27 protein-coding genes are annotated in these 24118 nt (G+C 55.0%); 16 read left to right on the plus strand and 11 right to left on the minus strand.

Going from position 1 to position 24118, the window contains the following annotated elements:
* Positions 1 to 9 precede the first annotated feature (9 nt).
* Both ACR0D6_RS16180 and ACR0D6_RS16185 read right to left on the minus strand, forming a co-directional pair.
* Positions 10 to 1941 (minus strand): amidohydrolase, encoded by a 1932-nt coding sequence (locus ACR0D6_RS16180; RefSeq protein ID WP_480766241.1) that lies wholly within the window; start codon positions 1939 to 1941, stop codon positions 10 to 12.
* 130 nt (positions 1942 to 2071) lie between these two features.
* Positions 2072 to 2503, minus strand: coding sequence for a RidA family protein (locus tag ACR0D6_RS16185; protein ID WP_480766242.1), 432 nt, complete (start codon positions 2501 to 2503; stop codon positions 2072 to 2074).
* Between the two features lie 85 nt (positions 2504 to 2588).
* On the opposite strand from ACR0D6_RS16185, the gene ACR0D6_RS16190 reads away from it, so the two are divergent.
* Positions 2589 to 3308 carry a helix-turn-helix transcriptional regulator gene (locus tag ACR0D6_RS16190; RefSeq protein WP_480766243.1) on the plus strand — a complete coding sequence of 240 codons (720 nt, stop codon included), beginning with the start codon at positions 2589 to 2591 and terminating at the stop codon, positions 3306 to 3308.
* 95 nt (positions 3309 to 3403) lie between these two features.
* On the opposite strand, the gene ACR0D6_RS16195 is transcribed toward ACR0D6_RS16190, so the two are convergent.
* Entirely contained in the window at positions 3404 to 3835 is a 432-nt protein-coding gene (locus ACR0D6_RS16195) for a helix-turn-helix domain-containing protein (protein WP_480766244.1), read from the minus strand.
* An 81-nt stretch (positions 3836 to 3916) separates the two neighbouring features.
* Between ACR0D6_RS16195 and ACR0D6_RS16200 the strand changes: the two genes are divergently transcribed.
* The 4 genes from ACR0D6_RS16200 (at position 3917) to ACR0D6_RS16215 (ending at position 7539) form a co-directional block, all read left to right on the plus strand.
* A complete protein-coding gene (locus ACR0D6_RS16200; protein ID WP_480766245.1) occupies positions 3917 to 4408 on the plus strand; it encodes a DUF2938 domain-containing protein in 492 nt (163 codons plus the stop codon).
* Between the two features lie 200 nt (positions 4409 to 4608).
* Positions 4609 to 5202: a GNAT family N-acetyltransferase gene (locus ACR0D6_RS16205; RefSeq protein WP_480766246.1), complete on the plus strand. Its 594-nt coding sequence runs from the start codon at positions 4609 to 4611 to the stop codon at positions 5200 to 5202.
* 247 nt (positions 5203 to 5449) lie between these two features.
* On the plus strand, positions 5450 to 7207 hold the full coding sequence (locus tag ACR0D6_RS16210) for an adenylate/guanylate cyclase domain-containing protein (protein ID WP_480766247.1): 1758 nt from the start codon (positions 5450 to 5452) through the stop codon (positions 7205 to 7207).
* A 140-nt stretch (positions 7208 to 7347) separates the two neighbouring features.
* Complete coding sequence (locus ACR0D6_RS16215) at positions 7348 to 7539, plus strand: tryptophan 7-halogenase (RefSeq protein ID WP_480766248.1); 192 nt, start codon at positions 7348 to 7350, stop codon at positions 7537 to 7539.
* 43 nt (positions 7540 to 7582) lie between these two features.
* Here ACR0D6_RS16215 and ACR0D6_RS16220 read toward each other — a convergent pair whose 3' ends face one another.
* Together ACR0D6_RS16220 and ACR0D6_RS16225 are read right to left on the minus strand one after the other, a co-directional pair.
* Positions 7583 to 8227, minus strand: a complete 645-nt coding sequence (locus tag ACR0D6_RS16220; RefSeq protein WP_170653366.1) for a GntR family transcriptional regulator — start codon at positions 8225 to 8227, stop codon at positions 7583 to 7585.
* A gap of 46 nt (positions 8228 to 8273) precedes the next feature.
* Positions 8274 to 9404 (minus strand): aromatic ring-hydroxylating oxygenase subunit alpha, encoded by a 1131-nt coding sequence (locus tag ACR0D6_RS16225; protein WP_480766249.1) that lies wholly within the window; start codon positions 9402 to 9404, stop codon positions 8274 to 8276.
* Between the two features lie 157 nt (positions 9405 to 9561).
* Between ACR0D6_RS16225 and ACR0D6_RS16230 the strand changes: the two genes are divergently transcribed.
* A complete protein-coding gene (locus ACR0D6_RS16230) occupies positions 9562 to 10599 on the plus strand; it encodes an aromatic ring-hydroxylating dioxygenase subunit alpha (protein ID WP_480766250.1) in 1038 nt (345 codons plus the stop codon).
* 47 nt (positions 10600 to 10646) lie between these two features.
* Positions 10647 to 12299: an ABC transporter substrate-binding protein gene (locus ACR0D6_RS16235; protein ID WP_480766251.1), complete on the plus strand. Its 1653-nt coding sequence runs from the start codon at positions 10647 to 10649 to the stop codon at positions 12297 to 12299.
* A 73-nt stretch (positions 12300 to 12372) separates the two neighbouring features.
* On the opposite strand, the gene ACR0D6_RS16240 is transcribed toward ACR0D6_RS16235, so the two are convergent.
* Positions 12373 to 13269, minus strand: coding sequence for a LysR substrate-binding domain-containing protein (locus ACR0D6_RS16240; protein ID WP_480766252.1), 897 nt, complete (start codon positions 13267 to 13269; stop codon positions 12373 to 12375).
* A 96-nt stretch (positions 13270 to 13365) separates the two neighbouring features.
* Between ACR0D6_RS16240 and ACR0D6_RS16245 the strand changes: the two genes are divergently transcribed.
* The 3 genes from ACR0D6_RS16245 (at position 13366) to ACR0D6_RS16255 (ending at position 15440) form a co-directional block, all read left to right on the plus strand.
* On the plus strand, positions 13366 to 14223 hold the full coding sequence (locus ACR0D6_RS16245; protein WP_480766253.1) for an MBL fold metallo-hydrolase: 858 nt from the start codon (positions 13366 to 13368) through the stop codon (positions 14221 to 14223).
* 70 nt (positions 14224 to 14293) lie between these two features.
* Positions 14294 to 14755, plus strand: coding sequence for a cupin domain-containing protein (locus ACR0D6_RS16250; RefSeq protein ID WP_480766254.1), 462 nt, complete (start codon positions 14294 to 14296; stop codon positions 14753 to 14755).
* A gap of 19 nt (positions 14756 to 14774) precedes the next feature.
* Complete coding sequence (locus ACR0D6_RS16255; RefSeq protein WP_480766255.1) at positions 14775 to 15440, plus strand: glutathione S-transferase N-terminal domain-containing protein; 666 nt, start codon at positions 14775 to 14777, stop codon at positions 15438 to 15440.
* A 24-nt stretch (positions 15441 to 15464) separates the two neighbouring features.
* On the opposite strand, the gene ACR0D6_RS16260 is transcribed toward ACR0D6_RS16255, so the two are convergent.
* Positions 15465 to 16337: a LysR family transcriptional regulator gene (locus ACR0D6_RS16260; RefSeq protein ID WP_480766256.1), complete on the minus strand. Its 873-nt coding sequence runs from the start codon at positions 16335 to 16337 to the stop codon at positions 15465 to 15467.
* An 88-nt stretch (positions 16338 to 16425) separates the two neighbouring features.
* Here ACR0D6_RS16260 and ACR0D6_RS16265 point away from each other — a divergent pair, with 88 nt between their 5' ends.
* Complete coding sequence (locus ACR0D6_RS16265) at positions 16426 to 16728, plus strand: YciI family protein (protein WP_480452125.1); 303 nt, start codon at positions 16426 to 16428, stop codon at positions 16726 to 16728.
* Positions 16729 to 16785: 57 nt separating this feature from the next.
* On the opposite strand, the gene ACR0D6_RS16270 is transcribed toward ACR0D6_RS16265, so the two are convergent.
* Positions 16786 to 17697 (minus strand): LysR family transcriptional regulator, encoded by a 912-nt coding sequence (locus ACR0D6_RS16270; RefSeq protein WP_480766257.1) that lies wholly within the window; start codon positions 17695 to 17697, stop codon positions 16786 to 16788.
* Between the two features lie 143 nt (positions 17698 to 17840).
* Between ACR0D6_RS16270 and ACR0D6_RS16275 the strand changes: the two genes are divergently transcribed.
* Both ACR0D6_RS16275 and ACR0D6_RS16280 read left to right on the plus strand, forming a co-directional pair.
* The gene (locus ACR0D6_RS16275) at positions 17841 to 18764 is read left to right on the plus strand and encodes an SDR family NAD(P)-dependent oxidoreductase (protein ID WP_480766258.1); all 924 of its coding nucleotides are present in this window, start codon (positions 17841 to 17843) and stop codon (positions 18762 to 18764) included.
* 17 nt (positions 18765 to 18781) lie between these two features.
* Positions 18782 to 19141 carry a DUF4345 family protein gene (locus ACR0D6_RS16280; RefSeq protein WP_480766259.1) on the plus strand — a complete coding sequence of 120 codons (360 nt, stop codon included), beginning with the start codon at positions 18782 to 18784 and terminating at the stop codon, positions 19139 to 19141.
* A gap of 225 nt (positions 19142 to 19366) precedes the next feature.
* Here the strand turns inward: ACR0D6_RS16280 and ACR0D6_RS16285 are convergent, their stop codons facing one another.
* Positions 19367 to 20254: a LysR family transcriptional regulator gene (locus ACR0D6_RS16285; RefSeq protein WP_480766260.1), complete on the minus strand. Its 888-nt coding sequence runs from the start codon at positions 20252 to 20254 to the stop codon at positions 19367 to 19369.
* A 108-nt stretch (positions 20255 to 20362) separates the two neighbouring features.
* On the opposite strand from ACR0D6_RS16285, the gene ACR0D6_RS16290 reads away from it, so the two are divergent.
* The 3 genes from ACR0D6_RS16290 (at position 20363) to ACR0D6_RS16300 (ending at position 22591) form a co-directional block, all read left to right on the plus strand.
* On the plus strand, positions 20363 to 21367 hold the full coding sequence (locus tag ACR0D6_RS16290) for a zinc-binding alcohol dehydrogenase family protein (protein WP_480766261.1): 1005 nt from the start codon (positions 20363 to 20365) through the stop codon (positions 21365 to 21367).
* A 37-nt stretch (positions 21368 to 21404) separates the two neighbouring features.
* Positions 21405 to 21707: a DUF1330 domain-containing protein gene (locus tag ACR0D6_RS16295; protein WP_480766262.1), complete on the plus strand. Its 303-nt coding sequence runs from the start codon at positions 21405 to 21407 to the stop codon at positions 21705 to 21707.
* A 74-nt stretch (positions 21708 to 21781) separates the two neighbouring features.
* Complete coding sequence (locus ACR0D6_RS16300; protein ID WP_480766263.1) at positions 21782 to 22591, plus strand: SDR family NAD(P)-dependent oxidoreductase; 810 nt, start codon at positions 21782 to 21784, stop codon at positions 22589 to 22591.
* Between the two features lie 292 nt (positions 22592 to 22883).
* Here the strand turns inward: ACR0D6_RS16300 and ACR0D6_RS16305 are convergent, their stop codons facing one another.
* Together ACR0D6_RS16305 and ACR0D6_RS16310 are read right to left on the minus strand one after the other, a co-directional pair.
* Positions 22884 to 23594 (minus strand): SDR family NAD(P)-dependent oxidoreductase, encoded by a 711-nt coding sequence (locus ACR0D6_RS16305; RefSeq protein ID WP_480766264.1) that lies wholly within the window; start codon positions 23592 to 23594, stop codon positions 22884 to 22886.
* Positions 23595 to 23717: 123 nt separating this feature from the next.
* Positions 23718 to 24098: a hypothetical protein gene (locus ACR0D6_RS16310; RefSeq protein WP_480766265.1), complete on the minus strand. Its 381-nt coding sequence runs from the start codon at positions 24096 to 24098 to the stop codon at positions 23718 to 23720.
* Positions 24099 to 24118: the final 20 nt, after the last annotated feature.

Raw genomic sequence — 24118 nt, forward strand, 5'->3', positions numbered from 1 at the left:
TAAAACACGTTATTTAGCCTCGAAAACAACTTCGCCCTCGACGAACGTCTTTAATATCTGCGCCTCACTGACTTCCGCGATCGGGATTTCAAAGAGGTTGCGGTCAAGCACGATGAAATCGGCAAGCTTGCCGGTTTCGATTGAGCCGAGCTCCTCGTCCGCAAAATCCAGGTATGCAGAGTTGATTGTTCGGGCCGAAATGGCCTCCTTTAGCGTGATCGCTTGATCCGCCGCAGGATCGGGTGGACTCGTGTCGGCCACAGGATCGATACGGGTCACGGCCGCCTCTATCGATGCCAATGGGGTTTGCATGAACAGCGGACCATCAGAAGCGATAACGACCCGTCCTCCGACATCAGCCACAGAGCGCATTGGGAAAACCCTCTGCGCGCGTTCCGGGCCAACCACGCGATTGACGACGTCGTTGTGAGGGTTTGAAAACCATAGTACTGGCGAGAATTCCGGTGTCAGATCGAGTTCCACCAGTCTAGGCATGTCTTCTTCGGATATGAAAAACGAGTGGGCAAGCTGGTAGCGGCCTTTCAACTCGCCCAGCTGGTTTCGTGCGATTTCCATTGCGTCCAGAACAAGCCGAGCACCGCGGTCACCCACAGTGTGGAAAACCATGCCTTTCATACCTTGTTCTTCAAACCGTATGATGTCGGCCACAAGTTCCTTTTCGGTGAAGAAGATCAGCCCATAGTCGCCCTGACCAGAAGCAAGAGGATCATACTGTGAACCCGCGTCAGACTGGGACTGTTCCACTTCCGAGTCGTTCGTCAGGAAAGGTTCCAGCATCGCACCGGTCTCAGTCGGGATGCCATCGATATTGACCTTTATAAAGGTTGGGTCGAGCCGCGGCGCGATAAAGTCTTGAAACTTGTCAATTGCAGCACGTTGATCTTCCACGGATTGATATGCCCGCGTCGGAGAATCGTAGGTCCACGCTACACTGACTCTGATCGGAAGACCTTCGGATGTGGCAAGCTGATGTAGTGCCTGCACATTAATCAATTCGCTATGCATGTTCCTGGCGGATGTCACCCCCATCGAGGCAAGCAAGTGCAATACGTCCCTTGCGCCGTCCACGTGGGTTTCGAGTTCCAGACTGCGTAGAAATGGCATCGCGTAAAGACCCATTGCGGCCTCTTTCATGTAGCCTGTTGCTTCTCCTGTTTCAGGGTCCCGCACGATGATCCCGTTCCGTGGGTCCGGCGTATCGGCATCAATACCGCTATTGATCATCGCCGGTGTATTCAGTACTGCCTCATGCCCGGTTGCGGTGATAATGTAGACCGGAATGTCAGAGACCGCCTCGTCAAGCCAGGCAGTGGTCGGTTCTCCATCAAACAGCTCGTTGGCCAATCCAGCTCCAAAAAGGTATTCGAGATCTGGTCGCGCGGCTACAAAATCGCGAATTAACTCCGCTGCTGTTTCCGGATCGGCATCGCCGGGGAGTTGGATCGTCTCGTCAGACAATGCCGCGGCGACGTACCAATTGCGGAAATGAACATGGATGTCATAGAGGCCTGGCAACACCATCGCACCCGCAAGGTCGATCGTTTCAGTCTCGTCCCCAGCCAGTGCAGCGACTTCTTCCGCTGAACCGACAGCAATGAAACGTCCATCTTCAATGGCAAACGCCTCGGCCCATTCTTGATCAGGGTTGACCGTATAAACCTGCGCATTGGTGTAGATGGTGTCCGCAGATTGCGCCTGTACCGCCGTCACCGCAAGGACGATTGATGCAACGGACGCTGTAAGGAAGCCAACAGTAAAGGTCATGAGTGCGATCCATTCATTGTACAAACATTGATCCTCGCTAACGCAAGGATTGGCGGAACGGGTCCCTAAAGCAAGCTTCCAGGCAATGTACGTGCGCCCCATCTGATACACAGCGTTGAGTATCTTGATGCCAATAGCAACTTTAGAAAGTACCAATCACCGCTGGATTTGACACTTGCTGTGTCCGCAAGTGGGTCCTTCGGTTCTGGGTCGTCGAAGGTTAGCTTCCTCTTCACGAGGCAGGTGGCGTTTGTGATTGCGGCGGCAAGTCGCCGCAATCGAGCACTCAATCCAAAAGCACGACGGCCTCGACCTCGAAAAGCATCGCGTCAATGGCGAGCTTCGGAACAGGGACCAACGTTTGCGCGGGCAATGTGTCGCCAAACATCCGCAGCACATTTTCGGCCAGCACACCCAGCTTCGACATATCGTGGTCGACCACGAATACGGTCAGCTTCACCACATGACGAGGGAGAGCGCCGAGCGCGTCGAGAACTGCAGCCAGATTGGCATAGGCCCGCTCAACCTGCTTTCCAAACTCCGGCGATAGGTTGCCGAGCTGATCCTGTCCGCCCTGTCCTGAGACAAAGGCAAGCTGTCCTGCAGCAGGAGACACGACTGCCGTGCTATAGCCGTTTGGCGTGAGATCATGCAGATGCGGCGGATTGACGATGACCGGTAGTGCATCGTTGGATGTATTCTGATCTCGGGACGTCATGTTCATTCTCCTTGTTGAGTGGTCCGGGATCGACTTAGAACCTTATGGTGACAAAATTTGTCACCAAATGTGCTAAGGTGAGTAAATGAACATCCGTCTCCGACATGATGCCATCGTGCGCGCACTTCGCCGTAACGGAACAGCAACGGTTGATGAACTTGCCTGTCTGGTCGGTGCATCCAGGCGAACGATTTTGCGCGATATCGGGGCGTTGCGGGACCAGGGCTTTGTCATCCATTCCGAATGTGGGCGCGGTGGGGGCGTGCAACTTGATCCGCAATCCGTGCAGACCACCGCGCGTCTCTCGGTCTCAGAGGTGTTTGCTCTTCTCGTCAGTGTCGCTGCTATGCGTGCGGCGCGAAGCCTTCCCTTCTCCGGTCTCGCCGACGCGGGGCTTGCCAAAATCGAGAAGGCTCTGCCATCGGACAAGGTGAGGGATCTGCGCAGGTTCCTTGACTGTCTGCATGTCGGACAACTTTCGCCCAAACAAGACATCTCGGACTTGGGCACTATTGATCCTGCGCTTTTGCCAGCCTTCGAAGCCGCGTTTCTGCAACAGCAAAACCTGCGCTTCGGCTACCGGGACGCCAAGGGCGCGGAGACGAGTCGCGAAGTCGAACCGCAAGCTATGCTCATCCTGCCGCCGCTCTGGTATCTCGTAGCCTGGGATTCCAGCCGCGAGGATTTCCGGCATTTTCGCATGGATCGTATCAGCCGGCCCGAGATCGTCGAGGGAACATCGTTCCGGAGACGGCATGTTCCGTTCGAGGACGATGTCTGTCCTTTCAATGAACTACCGCGCTGAACACCAGGAACGCGTGAAGTCCGGGCAGTAGTGTTCCAGTATCTTGAACCTTCAACAGCCCCAAAATTGTGGATCGGAGTCCACGCACAGTTCTTTCACCCCTTTTTGGGTTTCTTTTTGGAACGTTTGGCGTCGATCTGCTTCTTCGTCAGCGCAACACGGATGATGCGCTGAAATCGAGGGCAATCCAGATGGTTTTCGGCGGTGCAATTCATGACATGGCGGAGGCCGTCCCGTAAGGCCGTTAGTTCCTTGATCCTCACGTCAATTGCATCTGCCCTTGCCGCCAGAACCGTACGATCAAGTTCGGGCCTGCCTTCTGAACCTATCGTCTCTTTGATTTCGCCGAGTGAGAACCCGGCGGATTGCGCCAGAGAAATGAGGGAAATTCGTGTTCTCACCTCATCCTCATAGAGACGTTTCAATCCCCTTCGACCCACCGACCGGATCAGGCCAACCTCTTCATAATAGCGGAGTTTTGACGGTGAAAACCGGCTTTCGCGAGAGAGTTCGGAAATGTCGAGCATGGCCTTGACCTCAAGTGGGCTTGAAGTTGCATGTTGCCCCTCCACTGCAAAACATCAACAGAAATTAGGGTCGATACCTCAATGACAACAGGAATTTTCTACAGCGCGGTTTTGATCGGCATCGGCGCGACAGCCTTCATGGATGTGGTCGCTCTTTTCCAGAAGCTGATCTTCTCTCAGCAATCGCTAAACTACGCGACGGTGGGTCGTTGGCTCGGCCATGTCGCGCAGGGGAGGTTTGTTCACAGGCACATCACGGCCAGCGACCCTGTTCCGGCGGAGCGTTTGTTGGGCTGGAGCGCACATTATCTGACGGGAGGCGTGTTCGCGTTGGGTTTTCTGGCCGTGGTTGGTCGGGGCTGGCTTGAAACGCCGAGCCTGCTGCCTGCGATTGTATTTGGAGTACTTACAGTGCTCGCGCCTTTTCTGATCCTTCAGCCGGGCATGGGAGCGGGGCTAGCGGCACGGTTGACGCCTGACCCACGAGCTGCGCGGCTCAAGAGCGTTTTTGCACATCTCAGCTTTGGAATTGGGCTTTGGGTCGCGGCAAACTGCATATCCATTTTATTATAACAATTCGCGAAGAGCACATCGAAAGCAGACAAAAGCGCCACGGGGCGCTTATGACTGCTTTGTTGCGCGACCTGGTCGGAGCGAGAAGAATTTTCCCAAAGTTGCTGGGCTGCCACTGAGCTCCGCAATGAGCTCAAAGCGGACGTCGCGATACGTATCTGATACAGTGTCACTCGGTAACGGCCCTTGAGGTTTCACTAATGGTCGATCTGGAAAATCTACTTGAAGTGCCCTTCAGAAAAGCGACGGAACGCGACCTGGAGCAAGTTATACTTCTCGCCAAATACACAGTGCCGGGGTTCGTTGAACGACTTTGGCAAAGGTTGGCAGAAGAAGAAGAAACAGCAGACGATTTTGGGCGCCGGGCACAAAGTGCATTCATCCATGAGGGAAACACAATTGTCGTGGAAATTGAAGGTAAGTTGGGTGCGATGCTGATTTCCTATCCCATGGCGGAGACGCCAAACCCACACGTTCCCGGCATGGATGAAATGATACAACCCCTTATGAGATTGTTCTCGAAAGCCAAAGGGACATGGTATTTACACGGTATCGCGACCTATCCAGAGCACTCAGGTCGCGGGTTTGGTTCCAGCCTGATGAATATCGCTGAAGAGCTGGGAAGGGCCGCCGGAAAATCGGGGATCAGCCTGGTCGTCATAGACAGCAATCATTCTGCGATAAATTTTTACGAGAGACGCGGCTACACCAAAACTGCAACTGAACCTGTGGTTCGGAAGGGATGGGAAACGAATGCCAATAAGTGGCTCTTGATGGAAAAAGAGCTGTACTGAAAGCGGTTTAGAACCGGTAACGCTAAGAGGTAATTTAGTGAGGTCGATTGAAGCGGCCAGACCAAGAGTCATTCGAATAGCAACCCGTTTATCCGCTTTGTTCGCGACACGGTCGTACGTCGCGCGCTGCCGGGCCGTCTGCCCAAAGTGGCCTTTAATTCGCGATGGAACAGCAAACGTTCAAGGGGGCACGAATGTAGACCTTGAGGGTCATTGCCTCTAACGTAAATTTCGCGGAGGGCTGACAGTGAAGCGGAAACTTGCGGCGATCTTGGCAGCCGATGTCGTTGGCTTTTCACGCCTCATGGGGCGTGATGAAGAAAACACGATTCTGCGTCTAAACCTTTTGCTTTCTGAATTGGTTCAACCCCAAATACGCGATTCCGGAGGGCGAATTGTCAAATTGATGGGCGATGGCCTGTTGGCGGAATTCACCAGTGTTGTCGACGCAGCGGACTGCGCTGTTGCCATTCAACGGGCTATGCCGGACCGAGAGTCTGACGTTCCCAACGAGCAACGCATTCAATTGCGGATCGGTATTCATCTGGGAGATGTGATTTCCGAAGGTTCAGATGTTTTTGGCGAAGGCGTCAACGTGGCCGCAAGATTGGAAGCAATCGCAGAACCCGGAGGCGTTTGCATTTCCGAGGATGTATACCGTCAGATCAAAGGAAAGGTCTCCGGCAGTTTCAGGGATCTGGGTGAACAAGATCTAAAAAACATCGAACATCGGATTGGCGCCTACAGCATCGATCTCGACCCGGCGCGCCTGTCGCCTGAGTTCTACGAAGTTCTAACCGGTGAGCCGTTGGAGTTGCCGGACCAACCGTCAATCGCAGTCTTGCCATTTCAAAACATGTCAGGCGACCCGGAGCAGGAATACTTCGCGGACGGAATTACCGAAGACATCATCACTGCCTTGTCGCATATCAATGGCCTCATCGTGATGGCGCGAAATTCGACATTTGCCTACAAAGGAAGGTCTGTCGATGTAAGACAGGTCGGACGGGAATTAGGTGTTCGTTTCGTCCTTGAAGGGAGTGTCCGAAAGGCGGGGCAGCAGGTTCGCATCACCGGGCAGCTTATTGAATGTCAAACCGGCTCGCATTTATGGGCCGACCGGTATGATCGTCAGATTGAAGATATTTTTGCAGTTCAAGATGAAATCACACGCGAAATTTCCGTCTCATTGGCGGTCAATCTTACACACGGACAAGAGCTCAGGCTTTGGGCTGATCAAGCGCCTAACTTTGAGGCGTGGGACTTGATGATGCGTGGCATCAGTGAACAGTACAAGTTTACAAAAGAAGGGAACCTCGCCGCGCTTCAACTTTACCGGCAAGCAATCGAACTTGACCCTGAGAACTCGTCATTCAAAACGGGCCTCGGCTGGGCGTTGCAAAGCGGTGCCCGCCTTGGGTTTCATCAAGACCCGAAGGCGTCAACTGACGAGGCCCAGTCAATTTGCAACACGTTGTTAAAGAGAAACGATGTCTCAGCTGATGTCTATGCGCTACAAGGGTATATTTTCACAAACCAATCTCGTTTTGATGAAGCCAAAGCCTTCTGCAAAGAAGCTATCGAACGGCAACCCAGTGTCTCGCTTTCTCACGCGATGCTGGCAATTGCGTACAATAGTTGTGGTGAATTTGAAGAAAGCCTGAATAGCATGCGAAAGGCCATTCGGCTGTCTCCCTACAGCCCGGACTGGTATTTCAGCCATTTGGGGGATGCCTATCGCGGCTTAGGGCAGCTGGAGCAGGCAAGAACAGTTTATCGGCACTTGGAAACCCGCTTGCCTGGAACCTTGTTGTGCCAAGTCCGTTTGGCAGTGATCCACGCTGATTTTGATGACACTGAAAATGCGAAGAATGCAGTAAACGCAGTTCTTTCAATCGATCCGCAATTTTCAGTGGAAACCTATACCGGCCACACGGTCTATAAGACTGACGCCCTGCGCAAATTCTGGGCGGATGCTATGCTAAAGGCCGGTCTACCAGAGTAGTACCGCAGTATTGTATTTTGTTTACCGAGATCAGAAGATTGCATCGTGCGCCCGACTTTTGAGGGAAAACGGCGACCCCTGAAGAAAATCCAGAATATGCTAGTCTTCGTTTCGAACGAAAGTGAGAGACGCAGTGATGGGTGGCCGAAAAACGGCAACGAGTTACTGTAATTGGAGCAGGTATTGCTGGTCTGATGACCGCTGCTGTATTCGCAGACCAATTTGCTGAGGTCATAGTCATCGAAAAGGATGATTTACCTCGCACACCTCAAGTTCGAAAAGGAGTCCCCCAGTCCAATTGGAAAAACTGGGGTCGGCCAGATCAAATCTAAACGAATTCAACTGATTGACCCGCAATAGCCAGTTTTCTACAGGTCAACTCCTGCGGTCCAGCCACTCCCACCTAATATCTCTCAGCAAGCAAGATTTCAGGGCGGCTTTGTTTTGATCCGTCATGGCCTGAATCAGCGCTTCGTGCTCATCGCTCCAGGAGTCGGTTGCGTGTTCACCTTCAAGGCCATTGCGTAAAGACGGGCCTGTTTGCATCCAAAGCTGCTCGATCACCGCGATCATGTCGGGGTTGCCGCACAGTTTGTAGATCAGAAAATGAAACTGGTGATTTTCGACCATGTATTGGGTGTGATCCCGATCCGCAATTGCCGCCTTCATCCGCGGAATCGTGGCGTTGAGCGCTGCAATATCCTTGGGTGTGATGTTTTCAAGCGCTTGAACGGCTGCTTCCGACTCCAGCAGAGCGCGAAGGTTGAACAGATCGGCGGCACGCTTCCGGTCCAGCACCGGGACGATATAGGATCGCTTTACAAGGCTGCTCAGAACACGCTCGGACGCCAGACGTTTCAATGCCTCGCGCACCGGAGACATGCCGGCGCCCACCTCTTCGGCGAGTTTGCGGATCGACAGCTTCTGGCCCGGTAGATAGGCACCAGTCATCAGCTTGTATTTGAGCTGACCATAAAGCTCTTCGGCCTGCGTGGGCTGATCTGGAACCGTCAAAAGCATGACGGGAAGATTACCTGTCAAATCAGCCCTTGCAATGCGACGAGTTCTACACCCCGATCTGGCGCGACATATAACCGATGAAGTCGCGGATCGTGCCTTCAAAGTCATCCGGGGCCAGGGGTCCGCCCTGATAGGTGCGGGTTTTCAACGCCTGCTGCAATGCCTCCAGTTTTTCTTTGTCTTCGGCGTTGAATGACCGGCAGAGCGATACGTAGTCCCGAACCTTGTCCGATTTCGGATCATTCTCCAGCCCGGTAACTCCCCAGCGGATTTTCACGCGATCCGGTCCCGCAGGGCGCAGGCACATGAACAGGGTGAAGTTGGTCGCCATACCAACCACCAAGTTCGGAAACACGCCGTACATGGGCGAATTGGTTCGCTCTTCCTCGGTCAAGTCGGGGTGGAACGGCCCGCGCGGCGGGTAGTCCGGATCGTAATAGGCGTGATAGCCCGTCCAGCCGTCACCGCTTTTCATCTTTTTGCACAGCTTGGTCGGCGTGATCGGATGCAAGGTATGCAGGTGCGTCGCACTGAGGTGATACCCTTCCATGAAGTTTTCAAACAGGGCCTTCCAGTTACAGGCCCAGCTGTCTTCTTCCATGAAAACCAGAAAGCGATCCTCGGGGTGATAATTTCTGACGATTTCGCCCAATCCCTCGAGGCGCGGCGTCAAAGGTGTCGCGTTTCCATCGAGATTTACAAAAATCCAACCCTTCCAGATTTCGCTGGCAAATTCCGGCAGGCCGCAGCCTTTCTTGTCGAATTTAGTTTGCCCCTTCATCAAGGGGGCGGCGACAAGGGCTCCGGTCGTATCATAGCTCCAGGTATGATAGCGGCAGATGAATTTACGTGTGTTTCCAGCGCCTTCGGCAACACGGTTGCCCCGATGGCGACAAACATTGGACAGAACACGTACCTGTCCATCCATATCGCGGGTAACGATCAACAACTCCTCAGCCAAATCGGTGGTGAAATAGTCGCCGGGGTTTGGAATTTCTCCAACATGGCCGACGCACATCCATTCACGCCGCAGGACTTCGTTCGTCTCCAGCTCAAGAAAATCCGGCGACGTATAGAATTCCGCGGGCATCGCATAACCGTCTTCCGGTGCGAGATTTCCGAGTTCTCCCAGACGCTCGCGAAGAGCGTTCACCTGATCTGCTTTCCCATCCAGCATCGCAAAAATCCTTTGACAGAAGAATCAAACTGTGATCACAGATAGAGAATACTGGTTGCTGTGACTAGTCCGAATCTTTGCACACCCAAGACGCGGGCTGGACCGGATAGGCCGTCATGTTTGTGTGCGTGACTCTGAAAAGGACCAAGACTGAAAGATGTTCCTGAAAAATGCATGGTATGTCGCCGCGTGGAGCGATGAGATCACTGATGAGCTTCAGCAGATCGTTCTATTGAACCAAAAAGTCTGCATGTATCGTGACGGGCAGGGGCGCATAGCCGCGCTGGAAGACGCCTGTCCGCACCGCAAGCTGCCGCTCAGCAAGGGGCGCCGCAAGGGTGACAATGTGGAATGCGGCTATCATGGGCTGACCTTCAACTGCACCGGTCAATGCGTGCGCGCTCCGGGCAAGGGGGGGATCCCGTCAAACGCTAAAGTGCACGCTTATCCGGTGGAAGAGCGGTATGGCCTTGTCTGGATCTGGATGGGCAATCCGGCATTGGCTGATGCCTCCGAGATTTTCGAAATCCCGGAATTTGGCAAACCTGACTGGGGGATGAACCGGGGCAAGGCGCTGGAGATAGACTGTAACTATCTGTTTGTTACCGACAATCTGCTGGACCCGACTCATGTGGCATGGGTTCACCAGTCCTCGTTCGGACAGGCCGCGACCGAGGATACGCCGCTGCGCATTACCAAGCGGGATGACGGTATCACGGTCTGGCGCTGGATGATGGATGTGGAACCGGCCCCGTTCTACAAAAAGATCGTGGAATTCGAAGGAAACTGCGATCGCCTACAGCATTACGAGGTCCGCTATCCCTGTCACGCGCTGATCCGTGCGGTGTTCACACCAGCTGGTACCGGGGGTGAGGAGGGACCTCTGCATGACAAGACGTTTGTCATGAACAGCTACAATTTCATGACCCCCGAAACCGAAGGCCGCACCCGATACTACTGGTTCCAGATGCGCAACATCCGGCCCGATGACGAGGGCCTGTCGCAAATGATGAGCGACGACGTCAAACACGCCTTTGAAGAGGACCGTGAAGTCCTGAACGAAGTTCAGAAGGGCATGGCCAATAAAACCAGCCCTCATATCGATCTGCCCATAGACGGCGGACAGCTGCGGTTCCGCCGCCAACTGGAAGTGCTGATTGATCAGGAGCGTACTGCAGACAAAGCGCTCGCCTAATCAACGGCAACAACAAAGCAGCGACTTTCCCAACAGGAGCTAAAAAGATGAACACCGACAGAACTGCCCATCCGGCTGCAGATCAATGGGCTGCAGAATGCAGAAACGGCGAGATGAGCCGACGTGAATTCCTTTCCCGGGCCACGGCGCTTGGGGTCTCCGCCGGTGCTGCCTATGCGTTGATCGGAATGCCATCGCCCGCGCAGGCCCAAACCTCTGCCAAACAGGGCGGCACACTGCGCATTGCAATGCCGGTGCGTGAACTGCGCGCGCCGCGCATGTATGACACGGTGGAGATGGGCAATCTTACAACCGGTTGTTTTGAAAGCCTTGTCGAGTATCAGGCCGACGGTACGTTCCGCCCCATGCTTCTGGAAAGTTGGGAGGTGAACGAAGACGCAACAGAGTACGTGCTGCACCTGCGCAAAGGTGTCAAATGGGCCAATGGCGAAGACCTGACGGTCGAACAGGTTGCGGGCGCAATCGAAGGATGGTGCGACAAATCCGATGAAGGCAACGGGATGCCGAACCGTGTGACGTCTTTGATTGATCCCGACACGGAAAAAGCGGCCGAGGGTGCGATCACCGTAAAGGACGACAGCACAATTGTTCTGCGCCCGCGTATTTCGGACATCACCCTGATCCCTTCCATGGCCGATTATGCCGCCGCAATCGCACACCCGTCCTTTGACCCCACCGATCTGGCAACAGCGATCGGCACCGGACCATACCGTCTGGTTGATCACGCAGTGGGCTCGAAGCTGGCGATTGAGCGGGTACCGGATTTTGCTTGGTGGGGTACCGATATCTACGGTGGTCCCTACCTTGACCGGGTCGAGTTTCTGGATTTCGGCACCGACATGGTGACATCCGTGGCGGCCGTTGAAAGTGATGAAGTGGACATGCTTTTTGAATCCACCGGTGATTTCATCACGGTCCTTGATGATATTGGCTGGACCAGATCCGAGGTTGTCACCGGCCAGACCGTCGTACTGAGGCCTCAGCAACTGGCCGAGGTGGAAGGGAACAAACCATATTCCGACATGCGCGTCAGGCGGGCGCTGGCACTTGCTGTCGACAACAATACCGTTTTGGAACTGGGGTATTCCGGCTTGGGTACGACAGGCGAAAACCATCACGTGTCACCGGTTCATCCGGAATATGCAAAGCTGCCGGAAATCGAGAGAAACCCCGAGGAAGCCCTGCGTCTTCTTGACGAGGCCGGAATGGCCGACTTTGAACATGAGCTTGTTTCAATCGATACAGGATGGATGAAAGACACGGCGGACGCCACGGCTGCGCAACTTCGGGACGCCGGGATCAAGGTCAACCGCAGCGTAGTGCCATCAGCGGCATTCTGGAACGACTGGAACAAGTACCCGTTCTCGACAACCAACTGGAACCACCGCCCGCTGGGTGTGCAGGTACTCAATATCGCCTATCGCGGTGGGGCGTCCTGGAACGAATCCGGTTTCAACAACGCCGAATTCGACAGCCTGCTGGATCAGGCGCTTGCCATCGCCGATGCCGACAAGCGTCGCGAAGTGTCCAAGCGCCTGCAAGAGATCATGCAGGAAGAAGGCGTAACGATCCAACCCTACTGGCGTAGCCTCTATCGCCATCACAAGCCTGACGTTGTGGGTGCAGACATGCATCCGGCGTCGCAGATATTCCCGTATCGGCTGGGTTATTCAGGCTGAGACACAAGGCATGAACCCGTCTGACAGGGCTGTGTTCATGCCGTTCAGGCCTGGTTGGTTGAAATCCACCGCTTCACGCTTCTTTTCCTGAGAGCGTTTTTCGCAAATGCTCGAGAAACAAACGGACGCGGTTTGGTTGGAACGCCTTGTCTGGATAAACGCCAAAGACGCCGACGTCTGGAAATCTGTCATCAAGATAAATTGGAGACAGTTGTTGGGTCTCAACTAGATCCAGAGCCATGATCTCTGGCATTAGCCCGATCCCCATTCCGCGGATCAGCGCTTCTCGGTAGATGTGGGTTTGGTTTACCACCATTCGCCAAGGTTGCCGCAATTTGCGCAGGCCAGTCTTTGTTAACAGTGGCCAGCTGTCGCCAAAGCGTGAGCCGCCGAATACCAGACAGGCATGGTTATCGAGCTCCTGAACGGTGGTCGGCACACCGTTACTCTCAAGATAGGATGGGGCTGCAAATAAACTCAGTCGGGTGCCGGCGAGCTTGGCGACAATCAGGGAACTATCTTCAAGCGATATTGCAAGTCGGATCGCAAGATCGACGTTTGCACTGACAAAATCGGTCTGATCATTCTCGATCACCAGATCGAACAACACGTTTGGATAGAGCTTCTGGAAACTTTCAACGGCATCTATCAGTGGTGTTCCCATGCCTTCGGGCGCTGCTACGCGGACAATGCCCGAAGGGCCGACGCCTTTTCGATCCGCGACTTCCTGTTCCAGTTCCGCCATCTGGTCCAGCATGGTTTTGCACCCGTGATAATAGCGCTGACCGGCATCAGTTACCTCCATCGACCGGGTGGTGCGGTTGATAAGCCGCAGACCCAGCATTGCTTCAAGATCGGCCACATGGCGACCCACGATGGCGGGTGTAACGTTTTGGTCGGCGGCAGCGGATGCGAAGCTGCCCAGTTCAACCACGCGGGCGAAAACAGCCATCTTCCTGAGCTTATCCATTCGATACCTTCAGTAAGTTCTGTGTTGCATAACGATCTAATTATGCCTGCTGTAGTAAAATATATATTGCCTCCCAGACAATAGGAGGCCCGTGCCATGAAACGCATTCTCACCGCCCTTGCGGCCGCAACCGTCTTTGCGAACGCCTCGGTCGCCGCAGAAGACGATATGAAGCCGGTCATGACCGAGCTGAAAGACGGTGTCTATCAGTTCCACATGGCGCATTATTCAAGCCTGATCGTGATTACCGATGACGGCGTAATCGTTGTGGACCCCAATCAGGAATTTCGTGCCGCAGCAATGCGCGCTGAAATTGCAAAGCTGACGGATCAGCCCGTGGTCAAGGTGCTCTACTCACATCCGCATTTCGATCATTCCCGCGGGGGGCAGATATTCAAAGAGGAAGGCGCCGAATTTATCACGCACGAGGGGTGCACGGAGTTGTTGGGCCGTGATCTTGAAGGCCAGGTTGTGCCGCCTGATGTAACCTATGTAGGAGACGAATACCGGATCGAGCTTGGCGGCAAGATCGTCGAAATGCGCTACTACGGTTCGAACGATGGTCAGTGCAACAGCGCTATCTACATGCCAGAAGACAAGGTTCTTATGGCGGTCGATTGGCACCTTCAGGGTTTCGTGAACCTTCCCGGTCGCCTGAACACCCATGACTACATAGGCTCGCTGAACACTCTGCGTCGCGTGACGACCGAACTGGATTTTGACACAGTCATATCAGGGCACATGCCAATGTCGTCGCCGGAGCAACTGGCCGAGGACCTAGCCTTTAACGAAGCACTCTTCAAGGCCGTGTCCGAAGGTCTTGCTGCAGGCAAGACGGTCGAGGAATTGAAGGAAACGGTCGAGCTGCCCGAGTTCAGCCACTGGTTCATGTATGACCAGAACCTGCCGGCCCATGTGAAGCGCATGGCCTATTCGATTTGGCACGGCCACTGACCTGAACAGCGCCGGGCAGGCACACTGCCCGGTGCTGTCCATCGCAGATGACTCGAGAACGGAGCATGACATGTCCAAGAAAACCGTAACCACTGGCAAGAAGACGGTCATTAGCGGCTGGCATGAAGGCCGCAAGTATTTCATGGCCGAAAACGAATACACTTCGGTCGCGGCTGGCAAAGAGGACACGCAGTCGGAATATGTTTTCGGCGCGGGTGAAATTGCGCCCGGCAGCTATATCCCGGATCACTACCACAAATGGGAAGACCAGACCTTCCACATCATCGAAGGTGATCTTGATGTCAAAATTGGTGATGAGGTTTTCAGGGTCGGGCCCGGCGCCAGCATACAATGCCCGCGCGGCGTCTCCCACTACATGAAAAACGTGGGCAGTACGACGGCCAAGATCATCAGCTATATCTTCCCCGGCGATTGGGCCGAGGACTTCATGGTCGAAACATCTCGCCAGAATGAAACCGGAAAACGGGACCTCAAGCTGATCGAAGACCGTTTTGGCGTAGTTTACCTGTAAAGGCGATGGTGTGGCTTCAATGAAACTCTACATCTTTGAAACCTGCCCGTTCTGTGTGCGAGCTCGGATAATGGCTGGCCTAAAAGATCTGTCGCCCGAACTCGTCTATATGGAGCCGGGGCAGATTCCACCCGAGATTGACGGCCGGATCGAAAAGTTGACCGTTCCGATTTTGGTGGATGGCGAGACTCTGATCCAGGGCAGCACAGAGATCATTCGTTATATCGGCGCAATCGGCAGTCCGTTGTTGCCCTCTTATGGCACCGGCGCCGAATTGGAGGAATGGCGCAAGGCGATTGCCACACCGCTAAACGCCCTGTGCTATCCGCGCATGCCGTACTTGAATGTTCCTGAACTGGCATCGTCCGAGGCCTGCGCGTTCTTTGAAAGAGCAATTCCAGAGCGGATCGGAATGACATTTGCGGACGCTCTTGCGCAAACTCCGCAGCTTGTTTCTGAGGTTGAAGCTTCACTCCCTAGGGTCACTCCCTTTCTGACCGGCAAATTCAGTTTCGACACACTCGCTGCGCTGTCGGACCTACGAAGCCTTACCATGGTGGCGGAACTCGATTTTCCGGAACAGATTTCAGCGTCATTTCATGAACTGATGACCCGCGCCGGTATAGCGCCGTTCACGCCTGTGGAGGTCCCTTATGCAGATCTGACGGTTACCGTCGATGTCTGACATGGCATCCCTATCGCGCGTTGGTCAGGTCCAAGACAACTCGGCCAACCAGGATTTGACTGTAGTTACTGACAAACGCACGTCATCTGAATGCGATAGCAGCCATACATCCCGCGCCATGGCTGACTTCGATGACTCCGCGCCGATACAACGAAACCGTTTGTCATCCTCGCAAACGAGTTTTGGCAGGACAGCTTTCCCATAGCCCCTCGCCGCCGCCTCCAGAGCGGTATTGATATCTGAAACCCGGAAACCGCATGGACGCTGTTTGTGCTGCCTTCGAAGCTCCTCCGTCCATCTCGCCTGCGGAAGAAACGCTGAGGCAGCATCGTAGCAAATCCAGTCAGAACTATCCTGCTGTTCCGGTGCCAGCTGCAATCCGCAAAACACATCAAACTCAAGTCCGCCGAGTTTTTGGGCCTTTGTCGCCAAACCGCCCTGTTCGGGCCGGGAGAAACGGATGGCCAGATCGGCTTCTCGTTTTGTCAGGTCTATGTTTCGTGCTTCAGGAACCAGTTCGACGGTCAGGTGCGGATGCTGGTCGCCCAGCTTTCGCAGGTGAGGCAATAGAATATGATTGATGATTACGGGAACGGCGCTGATCCTGACCGTGCCTTCGATGCGACCAGAGCTCTGGTCCAGTCGCTCACGCAATGCCATGTTTTTGCGTTCCATGGATTCAGCGTGATCAAGTATCTGATGAGCTGCTTCCGCCAATTGGTGCCGACCCGTTTCATTTCGGACAAACAGCGTTGTACCCAGCGCCTGTTGCAGCCGTTTCAATCGCCGCGCGACCGTCGTTTCATTCACGCCGCACCGCTGTGCCGCGCCTGACAGCGTGCCTGTTCTGTGCAGCGCGAGCAGATACTTGAAGTCATCCCAATCATGATCCTGCATTTTTGCAGAGTAGACTGGCAAGATGGCTTTGCCAAACAGCAACTTTGCTCTGTCATAGTGGCCCGGCATAGCAAAGTGAGGGCCCTCAATGAAGTTTATCGTCCTGTTTGAAGATGCCGCAGATGCCGATCCCGGCATTCGGGCGGCACACATGAAAGAGCATATCGCTTTTCTCGAAGCCAACGCCGCGACGGTAGAAGCCGCTGGGCCGCTGACGGATACAGAGAAGGGTGGGCGAGACGGTCTTTGGATTGTCGATGCAGAGGATCAAAGCGAGGTGGTGAAACTGATCCATCGCGATCCTTTTTGGCCGACGGGTCTCAGGGCGTCCTTTTCCATTCTGCCCTGGAAACAGGTCTATCGGAACGGCCGTGGGATGATCCCTGATTGAGGTTTGCTGGAGCTCGACATGATCGTGTCAATAAGCTCTTTGAGTCGACCCACCGGGTTAGCCCTCAGTCCCCTTTACCCAAAACTCGTTTTTGCGGGCGGTGACACGGTTCGCAAGAAAGTCCACGAACAGGCGCACCCGGGCTGTATTGCGAAGATCACGGTGCAAAAGCAGCCAGAGGCCGCGATACGGAAGCGGCTTCTGAAAGGGTGCACGGATCAAATCGGGGTGCCGGTCGCCGATATTGCAGGCCAGATAGGCCATGCCGAGACCGGACGCCGCGAGGGTGATCAACGGTACCAGTTCAGAGACGCGATGTTTTAACTGTGCTTTCGGATAGCAGCTGTCCTTCACCCATTTCGCGGTCACATCGCTTTCGGGCTCGTGCCAGCCGATCAGGTTAAGCCCTTCGCCCCCGTTGTCGCGGATGCGTGCGGCATAATCCTTGCTGCAATAGGCGGCTTGTGACATCTGAACCAGCTTTCGCCCGACCACGTCGTCGCTCACCTCGTGGGCCACACGTAGGGACACATCCGCCTCGCGCCGCGTCAGGTCGGCCACGTCATTGGTGAAGTTCATGTTGAGGATGATGTCCGGGTAGAGATCTGCAAAGGCCGCCAGATCATCCATGATCGATGTCATTGCCAACCCGTGGGGCAAGGTCAGATAGACGGTGCCGGACGGCTGCGCGTCGCGTCCGATGATTACACGAGAGGCGGCAGTCATTTCTTCTTCGACCCGTTCGGCATAAGGAAGCAAGTCCTCGCCCAATTGGGTCAAGGCGAGCCCCTGTTTCGAGCGGTCAAACAAGCGGCTACCCAGTCGTTCCTCCATCAGGGACAGGCGTCGTGTCAGCGTGGTGTGGTTGATCAGGATACTCTCGGCGCCGCCCCGGATCGTGCCGGTGCGGGCCACCGCCAGAAAGACTTTCAGATCGTCCCAGTTGAAGGCATGGCTTTCCTGCAGCATCGGCAGACCTCAGTAAGCTGGTTCATTTTTGACACGCGGTGTCCAGTTTTACCCATATACACGGCGATTTCCAAACACCTTATTTCCGAACGACAGAAAGGACCCCGATCCGGGCCCTGGGAAAATGGCAAAGGAAACGCAACATGAAACCGATTCAATCTGTGCTCATCACCGGCGCCAATGCCGGACTGGGCCGCGAGGCCGCGCGACAGCTTGCGCTGCAGAAAGGCATCGACAAAATCTATCTGGCCTGCCGCAACCGAACCAAGGCCGAGGCCGCCAGAGCGGCGCTTGAAAGTGACACCGGACGTAAGATATTTGAGAATGTTTTGATGGATGTCACCGACCCAGCCACGGTTCGTGCGGCTGTGGCGAAACTCACCACCCCGATTGATGCTGTCATTCTGAATGCGGGCGGTACCGGCGGGCGGCAACCTAACAGCCTCACTGATGAAGGCGTAACCAACATCTTCGCCACCAATGTATTGGGCCATGTGGTGCTTGTGGATGAGCTGTTGGAACGCCAGTTGGTGACATCCACTGTCCTATATGCCGGGTCCGAGGCCGCTCGCGGAATTCCAAAGATGGGTATGGAACGCCCCGACCTGTCCGAAGGAACCGTGGACGAGTTCAGGTCAATCGCCGATGGCAGCAAGTTCGGCCCCGAGGGCGATCCGATGAAGACCTACGGCTATGCCAAGCTCACCGCGACCCTGTGGATGGGTGCGATGGCGCGTCAGCACCCGCATATCCGCTTTGTAACCATGAGCCCCGGCGGCACCGCTGGCACTGCGGGTTTTGACGATCTTCCACTCATGAAGCGCATCTTCTTCAAGCATGTTGGCGGTGTACTGATGCCGATGTTCGGCATGATGCACAGCGTTGAAACTGGCGCAAAACGGTATCTGGACGGGTTGCTCAACCCCGAATTCAAGACCGGCCACTTCTATGCCAGTCAAACAGGATATCCCACAGGGTCGGTCGTGGATCAGGCCAGCATCGATGGGGTCTTGTCGGACATCACCACTCAGGAAAATGCCAACCAGGCCCTGCGCCAGTTCGCTTGAGCCAAAGGAGATTTGAAATGGAAACCACGTTGAACGCCCTCGTCATCCTTGTCACCCTCATGCTGACGGGCCTCGGAATCATGTCGATGTTTGCGCCACGCCGCATGGTCGCCAACTTTGGTATCGAACCGGTGGGCACAGCCGGGCTCAGCACCATCCGCTCGGTAATTGGCGGATTGTTCCTGTCTTCTGTCGCGCTGTTGGTGATCGGCCTGATCACGGGACAGACGCTGGGCTTTGTGGCCGTTGCAATCCTGATGGGCGTCGTAGCCTTCGGGCGCGTTGTTGGCATTCTGATCGACGGGTTCGATAAGGCAGTTATTCCACCATTGGTCGTCGAGCTGGTGATCATCGCGGTTCTGCTGGTGGCCTATTAGAACCCGACGGCGTGACCCGCGTTCAAAACAGAACCACCCGGCAGAGCGCATAGTCTCTTTGCCGGGTGTCGGCTACTGCGCTGAAATGAGGGAAGCTGCTAAGATCAGCAGAGACCGTTTCAAGAGATAGAGGTCGCTCAGGTCCACCATTGATCGTTCGCCGCTATGTCCACATCGGTCCAGCCAAAATGATGCGCGAAGCCCTACGCTGCGGTTTGCAGCTTGTCAGGACCCAAGCCGCTTGATCAGGAAATCCATAAAGCAACGCACTTTTGGTGTTAGAACGTTTGAGCGTGGGTAGATCAGCCATAGAACGGACCGGTCGTTCAGCTGCCAATCGGGCAAAATGTGAACCAGCCGCCCTGAGGCGATCTCATGCGCGATATTCCAGAACGAATTGATGGAAATACCGGCGCCGGCCATGGTGGCGACGCGCTGAGAGGCACCGTCATCAAAAATCGCTCGGCAATGCATTTCCTCGGGATCAAGTGTGAACAGCGTTCCATCCCTATCAATAAGATCCCGAGGGGCCAGATCCGACCAGGCAAGAAAGTCATGATGGCTCAGGTCTTCAGGTTTCTGGGGTGTGCCCCGTGCCTCTAGATAGGTGGGGGACGCGCAAAGGACACGGGTATCGTCTGCCAGTTTTCGCCCCTTCAGGCTGCTATCCTGCAAGGGGGCGCTGCGCAGGGCGAGGTCAAAGCTGCCTTCGATCAGATCAAAGCGGGTATCAGAAAGACGTAAATCCAAAATGATGCCGGGGTGAAGCGCCTGAAACTCGGGCAGCAACGGCATGATGTGCAACTGTGCAAAACTGCTGGGCGCGGCAAAACGCAAGGTGCCGGTGGGCTCGGCTGCACCCAGCCCAAGTGCCGCGCACCCGGCGTCGGCCTGGGCAAGGATTTCACGCGCGTAGGGCAGAAAGGCCTCTCCTTCTTGGCTGAGCGACACCTTGCGGGTTGTGCGATGCAGCAGTTCGACACCCAGTTCATGCTCCAGCTTGGCCAATCGGGCGCTGGCAATTGCCGGGGCGAGGCCGAGGCTGCGTCCGGCACCTGAAATGTTCAATTGCTCCGCCGCGCGGACGAATAGGCGGATCGACTGCGTGTCCATTCGATTATCCTGAAATCCCGAATTCTGAAATAAAAAATCGGTAGTTTCTATAAAAATGGCAATGAATAAATTGCCTTCCAAGCGAAATGCCAAGGAGCACGGCAAGAGATGAAAGCGATCGGATACAACCGGATTGGGCCAGTGGACGGTGCGGGTGCGCTGCGCCTTTTTGATGCGGACAAGCCGCAGCCCGGACCGCGCGACCTGTTGGTGCAGGTAAAAGGGCTTTCCCTGAACCCGGTGGATGTGAAACTGCGCGCCATCCGGGCCCCCGAAAAAGGCCCGGGCATTCTGGGTTTTGACGCGGCGGGCGTGGTGGTGGAGGTTGGACCCGAAGTCACCGGCTACAAAATCGGCGATGAAGTATTCTATGCCGGGGACGTGACCCGCCCAGGTTCCAACGCGGAATTGCAGGCGGTGGATGAACGCATCGTCGGGCGCAAACCCGCTTCTCTGGATTTTGTAGAAGCGGCGGGGATGCCCCTGACATCGATCACCGCTTGGGAAATGCTGTTCGACAGTTTCCGCCTGACCGAAGGCGGCGGAGCGGGCAAAAGCTTGCTGATTATCGGCGGCGCGGGCGGGGTCGGTTCGATCCTGATCCAGTTGGCGAAAAAGCTGACCAAGTTGACCGTGATCGTAACTGCTTCCCGCCCCGAGACCGAGGACTGGGTGCGCAAGATGGGGGCTGATCATGTGATCAATCACCGTGGAGATCTGGTGGCCCAGTCGCGCGCGTTAGGGCTAGAGCCGGACTATGTGGCGGCCCTGACTGCAACCGATCAGCACTGGCCCGCGATCATCGAAATGATTGCGCCGCGCGGCCATGTGGCCCTGATCGACGATCCTGAGAATTTTGACATTGCACCTGCCAAGCCCAAGGCGCTGACGATCTCTTGGGAGTTCATGTTCACACGTTCGATGTTCGGCACAAAGGACATCGAGGTTCAGCGGGAACTACTGAACAGGGTCTCTGCAATGCTGGATGCAGGAGACCTGATCTCGACCGTCACGGAGCGCGCCAGCGAACTTACGGTCGAAACACTGACCGATGCTCATCTGCGGCAGGAAAGCGGCCGGGTCATCGGCAAGCAGGTTTTGCCTAGCTTCTAATTCTTTCGCACAACCCTGAAATCAAGGAATATATGCAATGACTTACTATTCGGTTCTGGACGTGACGCCCACTAACGAAGACTGGATTCCCGGCTACTTGCCGACTGCCAATGAACGGGTCGCAGCACATGGCGGGCGCTACATTGCCCGCACAGCCAATCATGAACAGGTCGAAGGCGACGCCCAGTCCGCGGCGCTTCGGATCATCATTGAGTGGCCATCGAAAGAGGCAGCATTGGCCTTCATGCAGGATGAAGCCTACGCCCCCCACCTTGCTGCCCGGATAAACGGATCGGTCAGCAATCATTATCTGATAGAAGGTAAGGATGACCTTGCCTAATGCAATCGGGCTGTCGCCATCTAGACGGCCCTTTTCGCGTCGTGACCTGTCGCAGTTCAGTTGAGGAAACCATGATGCCTAAATCAATTCTCATCACCGGAGCGACCGACGGAATAGGTCGCGCCACGGCGCGGGCGCTTGCCCAACAGGGTCACCACCTGCTGATCCACGGTCGCAACCCCGATAAACTGAACGCGGTGTCAGATGATCTTAAGACACAGGGCGCGGAGGTGGATGCTTTTCTCGCGGATCTGTCCAATCTGGAGGACGTTCAGCGCCTCGCGCATTCTGTGCTTGCAGCGCATAAGCATCTGGACGTGCTCATCAACAATGCCGGCGTGCTCAGAACGCCAACTCCCATAACGCCCGATGGGCTGGACGTCCGGTTTGTTGTCAACACATTCGCGCCTGCTCTGCTGACCCGGATGCTGCTGCCGGTCCTGCCCAAAGATGGGCGTGTTATTCATCTGTCCTCAGCCGCACAGGCGCCGGTAGATCTTGCTGCAATGAACGGTCAACGAACACTTGAGGCGATGGAAGCTTACGCACAAAGCAAACTGGCCATAACTATGTGGAGTCAGGCCTTCGCCCAAGAATTTCCGTTGGGCCCGGTCTCGATCGCTGTCAATCCCGGCTCTCTGCTGGCCACAAATATGGTGAAGGAAGGATTTGGTGTTGCGGGCAATGACATTGATATCGGCGCGGACATATTGATCAGGGCCGCGCTGTCTTCGGAATTCGCCAACGCGTCCGGGCGGTATTTCGATAATGACAGGGGGAAGTTTGCGGCTCCCCATCACGGCGCTTCCGATCAATCGAAGGTAAGCAGTGTAGTAGACGTGATTTCATCTCATGTGGGTGAATATGAAACGAAGGTGCGATGAGTGTGATCGCAATGGTTTCTCTTTCTTGACCGAACATTCTGCTAATCTCTGATCTCTGCATGGTTTTCTAATCAAACCCGAATAGCAGATCGAATTCTTGCTTTATTATGCAATGAAGTTCGAGTGGCCGATTGAGGCATTCTTTGTGAGGGATCAAGCGAGCCTAAGAAGTCTGTTTTTTGTGCCGCTGCGATCGTCCAATTGTCATATCTGAACGCGTATTTTTGAGGATGCGGTGAACTGTATGGATTGCCGCCCGAGATTGCGGGCGGCATTGCATTTCCCTAAGCCGTCAGAAACTGGTTCGCAGCAACGTGTTCGACAGAGTCCAGAGTTCTTGGGCGCCGTCCGCATCGTAAGCGTGTGGGACATGACCGCCTTCCATAAGGTCTTTGCCACCCGGTTCGGCGACGTGACAGTCTTCCAGATAAAGGCCGGTCTTGCCATTCAAGTCGGGGGATGTCGCAGCCCAACAAGACGTCGCGGCGCCTTGGGGGATGGTTTTCCAGAGATCAGGGTAGTCCCTGACCATTTGCTCAAACCGTTCCAACAGGGCGGGGTCCAGATTGCGGCCCAGTTCGGTTTGGATGCCACCGGGGTGCACGGCAAAGCTGGTGACGCCATGGTCAGCCCAGCGGCGTGCGAGTTCGAGCGTAAACCAGATGTTTGCAGTCTTTGACTGCCCATAAGCCTGCATCGGTTCATAGTCGCGGTTCAGGTAATTCGGATCGTCGAGATCAACGGTCGAATACCAATGTCCCGCTGAAGACAGGTTGACGACTCGTGCCGCGCCCGCGGCCTTAATTGGCTTGGCCAGCAGATTGGTCAACAGGAAATGCCCCAGGTGGTTCGTGGCGAACTGGCTTTCCCAGCCTTCGGCGGTGCGCGTCAGAGGGGTTGCCATGATGCCTGCGTTGTTGACCAGGATGTCGAGCGTGTCATGTGCTGCCAGCCAGTTTTCGGCAAAGGCGCGGATGGTGTCGGGTTTGTTGTCGGGCGACACATAGTTTTACCATTCAACGACAGCTAAGCCATTGATTTTGAGTCATTCGGTTTTTCATGGGCGCACGGGTTTTGCCATTTGCGACTCAAAGGCTTTCCTTCACGTTGGAGCAACCGAAAGAGTCTATTCTGGTTTTTGATCGCCCTCATCGGTGCAAATCGTATCTAAATCACTCAAAATTCCGGCCAGTTCTTCTCTGACAAGCTTTAGCCGTGCTATCGATATCGCTTCACTCCGTCCCGCCAATTCGAGTACAACCGCGAAAACTGTGTCTGAATGCTTCATCAATGCGATCAAGTTTTCGCCTGTTGGTCCGTATGAGCCAGATATCCAGTTCTTAGCCGTTCGTTCACTTGCTCCAGTCCACCGCATCGTTGATTTTGTAGCTCGCCCTGCCCCACCCAGTTCTTGAGAAAGAGCGTCGCTGATCGCCTCCCTGTATTCTGACGCCGAAACGCGCTCGTCGCACTTTCGAAGAAACGTGTTGCCCTTTTTATGAAACATGTTTCCGGACCTCTCCCTTT

Source organism: Ruegeria sp. BJ6 (genome assembly GCF_056537885.1).